The organism is Yoonia sp. R2-816, from assembly GCF_046762905.1.
Classification (GTDB): Bacteria; Pseudomonadota; Alphaproteobacteria; order Rhodobacterales; family Rhodobacteraceae; genus Yoonia.
This window is the reverse complement of sequence record NZ_JBKQXN010000122.1, coordinates 1-4801: the sequence shown is the minus strand read 5'-3', so window position 1 is coordinate 4801 and position 4801 is coordinate 1. Positions and strand designations below refer to the sequence as shown.

At 53.0% G+C, this 4801-nt stretch carries 5 protein-coding genes; 1 reads left to right on the top strand and 4 read right to left on the bottom strand.

Annotated features, from left to right (window positions below):
• Nucleotides 1-537: 537 nt before the first annotated feature.
• From istB to ACFWW2_RS02785, 4 genes are all read right to left on the bottom strand, one after another.
• The gene (gene istB, locus ACFWW2_RS02800; RefSeq protein WP_393925965.1) at nucleotides 538-1296 is read right to left on the bottom strand and encodes an IS21-like element helper ATPase IstB; all 759 of its coding nucleotides are present in this window, start codon (nucleotides 1294-1296) and stop codon (nucleotides 538-540) included.
• Nucleotides 1293-2792, bottom strand: a complete 1500-nt coding sequence (gene istA, locus ACFWW2_RS02795; RefSeq protein ID WP_393925966.1) for an IS21 family transposase — start codon at nucleotides 2790-2792, stop codon at nucleotides 1293-1295. Before istA ends, istB begins: the two co-directional genes overlap by 4 nt.
• A gap of 271 nt (nucleotides 2793-3063) precedes the next feature.
• Entirely contained in the window at nucleotides 3064-3393 is a 330-nt protein-coding gene (locus ACFWW2_RS02790; RefSeq protein WP_393925963.1) for a DUF86 domain-containing protein, read from the bottom strand.
• Nucleotides 3394-3407: 14 nt separating this feature from the next.
• The gene (locus ACFWW2_RS02785; protein ID WP_393925962.1) at nucleotides 3408-3707 is read right to left on the bottom strand and encodes a nucleotidyltransferase family protein; all 300 of its coding nucleotides are present in this window, start codon (nucleotides 3705-3707) and stop codon (nucleotides 3408-3410) included.
• A 135-nt stretch (nucleotides 3708-3842) separates the two neighbouring features.
• Between ACFWW2_RS02785 and ACFWW2_RS02780 the strand changes: the two genes are divergently transcribed.
• The gene (locus ACFWW2_RS02780) at nucleotides 3843-4487 is read left to right on the top strand and encodes a recombinase family protein (RefSeq protein WP_393925960.1); all 645 of its coding nucleotides are present in this window, start codon (nucleotides 3843-3845) and stop codon (nucleotides 4485-4487) included.
• Nucleotides 4488-4801 lie beyond the last annotated feature (314 nt).

The following is a 4801-nucleotide window of genomic DNA, read 5'->3' as shown; positions in this document are numbered from 1 at the left end:
AAAGTTGTCAAAACAGGTGCGTTGTTCATAACGGTCATTTCTTTATCCAATTCAAGATGGTGAGCTGTTGGCGTTGGTTTCGTGCGAGTCCAGAAGTCGCGGGCGAAGAGCGGAAACTCGACGTTACTTTCCGAAGCTTTGATTTTTGCTGTTTGATTGCACGCAAGTACGTCCAGTCAATTCGCCTCTTACTCTTATCCAGCAGTAAAACCAGATCGCCGTATAGGGAAATACTGGAATCCCATATTTGAATAGACATCCTCTATCGTAATGCCCGCGCCGTCAGACTTGCATCTTGTCAAAACGAGCTGGCCAAACAGCCGATCAGTCGCAGCGAAAGCGCGTCGGGTCCAGTTCATCCGCAACTTGCCACCTGGTGTTGAATGTCCGGTTTTCGCGGTGTCAACGGCGGCGGAAGTTTCTGCCATTGGGGCGGAGCAAAAGTCGGCCAGTTTGTGTCGCGCCTTGGGGCGTGATGCCGTCAAATAGCAAGCACGTTCCAAGGCGCGTTGGCCGTTAGGCCAACCTGATGACGTGTTATGTTTTGGCGTGTTTTGATTTGCTTTGGTTGAGCCGATAGCTTTCGCCGTTCATTTCCAGAATGTTCACATGGTGGGTCAGCCGATCCAGCAATGCGCCGGTCAGCCGTTCTGTACCAAAGGTTTCTGTCCACTCTTCGAACGGCAGGTTGCTGGTGATAAGTGTTGATCCGCGCTCGTAGCGCTGCGAGATCAGTTCGAACAGCAGTTCAGCGCCCGTTTTGCTGAGCGGCACAAAGCCGAGTTCATCTATGATGAGCAGGCTGACCTTGGCGAGCTGACGTTGCAAGTGCAGCAGCCGTTTCTCGTCCCGCGCCTCCATCAGTTCATTGACCAAGGCCGCTGCCGTGACGAAGCTGACGGTCATGCCCTTCTGGCAGGCGGCCAATCCCAGCCGAAGGGCGACATGGGTCTTACCGGTCCCTGATGGACCAAGTGCGATGACATTCTCGCGCCGCTCGATCCAGGCACATCGCGCCAGTTCCAGCACCATCATCTTGTTCAGTGACGGGATCGCCTTAAAGTCAAAACTATCGAGGCTTTTGACAGCCGGGAACTTGGCGGTTTTGATCCTGCGCTCAACCATGCGGCGTTCGCGGTCGATCAGTTCCAGCTCTGTTAACCGAGCTAGATAGCGGACGTGGTCCGCGCCATCGGCAGCGCAGATGCGCGCGAGCTTGTCATGTTCGCGCAGGAAGGTCGGCAGGCGCAGGGTCTTGAGATGGTTGGCCAAGAGCAGTTCTGGTGTATCGCTCATGCGCCACGTCCGGCCAGCAGGCTCATGTAGGATTTGGCTGATGTTGTGACGACATTCGTTCTGGGCAGGAATGGATAGAGATCGAGATCCAACCGCGGCTGCCTGCGTTCAACGCGACACAGCACGAGGTGCTTGATGGCCTCAAAACTCATCGCCCCCATGTGCAGCGCGTCCTTGATAGCGGCATGCAGCACATTCTGCTCATAGTGTTCCAGTAAACGCAGGATCTGCACATACTCGCGCTTCCCAGCCTTGCCCTGCCGCGCTTCCAGCAGTCGCTGCAATGTTGAGAAGGCGTCAGGCAGATCCCAATTCTGCAGGGGAGCAGCCTGATCGAAAGCCATGATCTTACGTTCAATCAGTCGTAGATAATGTACGGGGTCGAAGCTGATGTCGTCTTTATCGTAGGACCGCACATGCTCTGCGATCACTTCAGTGGCACAACCAATAACAACCCGATCAACAAAGCCTTTGATCCAGACCTCGCGGTGACCAAAGGCCACCGGCACTGAGTAATCATTACCGCGATAGCGCACCACAGATGTAGACGTGACCTGGCCACTGCGCAGATCGCAGGCCTCAAAGGGTGCCGCAGGCAAATCCTGCATCGCAGCCAGGTCCGCCTGCAAGCGTTCGCCGATGCTTATCTTGTGGCCGCGCAGGATGTCATCCTGTCGTTTGCGGCACTGCTCTTCGAGATAGTCATTGAACGCATCCCAACTCGGAAAGCGGGGCATTGGCACCATGAAGTTGCGGCGGGAATAGCCGACCAGACCTTCGACTTTACCCTTGTCATTGCCTTTGCCGGGGCGACCATATCGATCCCGGATCACATAATGCGACAGCATCGCACTAAACCGTTGGGTGCGGTTGCGCGTGCCATCGGGCATGATCTTCGCGACCAGACATTTGTCATTATCGTAGAGCACCGACTGCGGGACTGCACCGAAGAACGCAAAGGCATGAACATGTCCATCCATCCAAGCCTCAGTGTTCGCGGCGGGATAGGCTCGGACATAGCAGGCGTCACTATGCGGCAAATCCAGCGCGAAGAAATAGGCCTTCTGTTCAACACCGCCAATCACGACCAGTGCTTCGCCAAAGTCAGCCTGCGCATGTCCAGGTGGATGGCGCAACGGCACAAACATCTCGTGCGAACCGCGCTTCCGGCCGCGCACATAGTCTTTGACGATGGTGTAACCGCCGTCGAATCCACATTCATCACGGAGCCGTTCAAAGATGCGCTTGGCCGTATGCCGCTGTTTGCGAGGACGCGCTTTATCTTCCGTCAGCCACTGATCAATCTGATCGATATAGGCATCCAGCTTTGGTCGTTTGATCTCCGCCGTCCGTCGATACCCCGGCGGTTCAGAATAGGTCAACATCTTCCGAACGCTGTCGCGGCTGATCCCAAAATCGCGGGCAATCTGCCGCCCGCTCACCCCATCCTGAAAATGGGCGCGGCGCACCTTCAAATACAATTCCACGGTGAATATCCTCACGCCCTCCCATCAGATGAAAGGGCAAAAGTGGACGACTTTTACGCCGCCCGCGACATCACAACGACCCCGCTACCGTGGCCGAGTATTGCTCCGCCGATTACAGTCAATTTCTCCATTGCGTAGTCGCACAAGGACGGTTTCTAGCTGCTCGATAATGTTGTCTCTTTTTGAATGCCTGGTGCCTTGTAAGTACACCGTGACTTGTTGAAGAGGGTAGGCGTGTCGTTTCCAATGGTCACTCATATAACTTATCTCCGCTTCGGCGTTAGTTGGAAATCTCTTTAAGGCGCTTAATCAGCGGCGCAAGTTCAGCTTCGACGGTTTGCCAAACGACCTGCAAATCCACTTCAAAATAGCCATGAGCAATACGGTTTCGCATTCCTCTGATACTGCGCCAGGGAATACTGCGATTTTCTTGAGTAAAATCGGGGAACTCGGCAACAACGCGACTTGCTGCCTCACCTACGATCATCAAGCTCATGATCACCGCCCGTTGAGTTTTGAGATCGTCCATGAACGACGCTTCATCCATTCCGTCGGTGAAACTCACAGCGTCTGATGCTCCGCGAACCATTTGCTCGATGTAGTCTGGCAATCTATTCCCTGCCGTCATACTGGAACTGCTTTCTTTTCCACTTCAGCCCTAATGTGCGCGGGCAAATCCTGTGGCGTCTTAACGTCCACCTTCACTCCGAGAGTTGCCTCCAACTCGTCTTGCAGCCCTCCAAGATCAAACAGCGTGGTCTTTGGTAGCGGCTCAACCAATACGTCGAGGTCACTATCAATGCTGTCCTTTCCTTCCACGACCGACCCAAACACACGTGGGTTGGTTGTGCGATATACAGCTGCAAGGCGACGGATTGCGGCCCGATGCGCGGCCAACGCTTCTGAAGGTGTTTTCATTTGCATTTTATCCTCCTTCGGGCACCTCGCCTCACTCATTCCAATAAACTATTCCAAGAAATGTGGCAAGGCAAGCCGATCTTCCAAAAAAGTATTCCATAAATAATTTGCGCTTGTGTCATGATATGCTATCTCAAAGCAATGACACACGATAAACCTCGCCTGCTTTTCGGCTACGCCCGCGTCTCAACGGACGACCAACGTCTCGATCCTCAGATTGACGCGCTGCTAAAGTATGGCGTGGAACGTGATCACATCTTGACGGATCGAGCCAGTGGCAAAAGTATTGCTCGTCGCCCCGGATTTAGGAATGCGATAAAGGCTATGCGTCCTGGTGCTGGGCTAGTGGTCTGGAAGTTGGATCGCCTGGGGCGCAATTTATCCGAACTGATACAGACGGCAGACCTGTTGCGAGAACGTGACGCACAACTGGTTTCGCTGACAGAGCAAATCGACACTGAAACCGCCTCAGGCAAGCTTATGTATCACATGATAAGCATGTTCGCGCAATTTGAGCGCGACATGATTTCGGAACGAACCCGTGCCGGCTTGGCGGCAAGAAAAGCTAAGGGCAAGTCCCTAGGGAGAAAATCTGTAATTGAACCGGGATCCTACAAATGGAATCAAGTCGTTCACCTCATGCGTGAGGGTCTTTCCTTTGTTCAGATTGCTGATCAACTTGAAGGCGTTAGCAAGTCGACCCTCTATAACAATGCCGACGATCTGAGGGCAGAAGTCGCGGTTCTCGATGCAGATACAGCAACTTCAGACAAAGGTACCGAGTGAATGAATGAAGCGTTGATCGGGCTATTTGGCGTTATTGGGGTCGATTACGGCTCAGTGCTAAATTGTACGTTAAGAAAATAAGTTATTGAATAGTAACGGTATTTTCTGCGACCGGTTTACGCAATGCCCGAAATTTTCTGACTTCTAAGGCTTTGATGTTAATTGATAAAAGTCCTAAGACCAGATGAGCGTTTTGCGGCAGCGCCAGTTGTCATGTTTTTCTCGGCGAACATGGATTTGTTCGACAGAGGAAATGAGCATGAACAAGACACTTTATGTGGGTCTGGACGTCCACAAGGATTCGATTGCTGTTG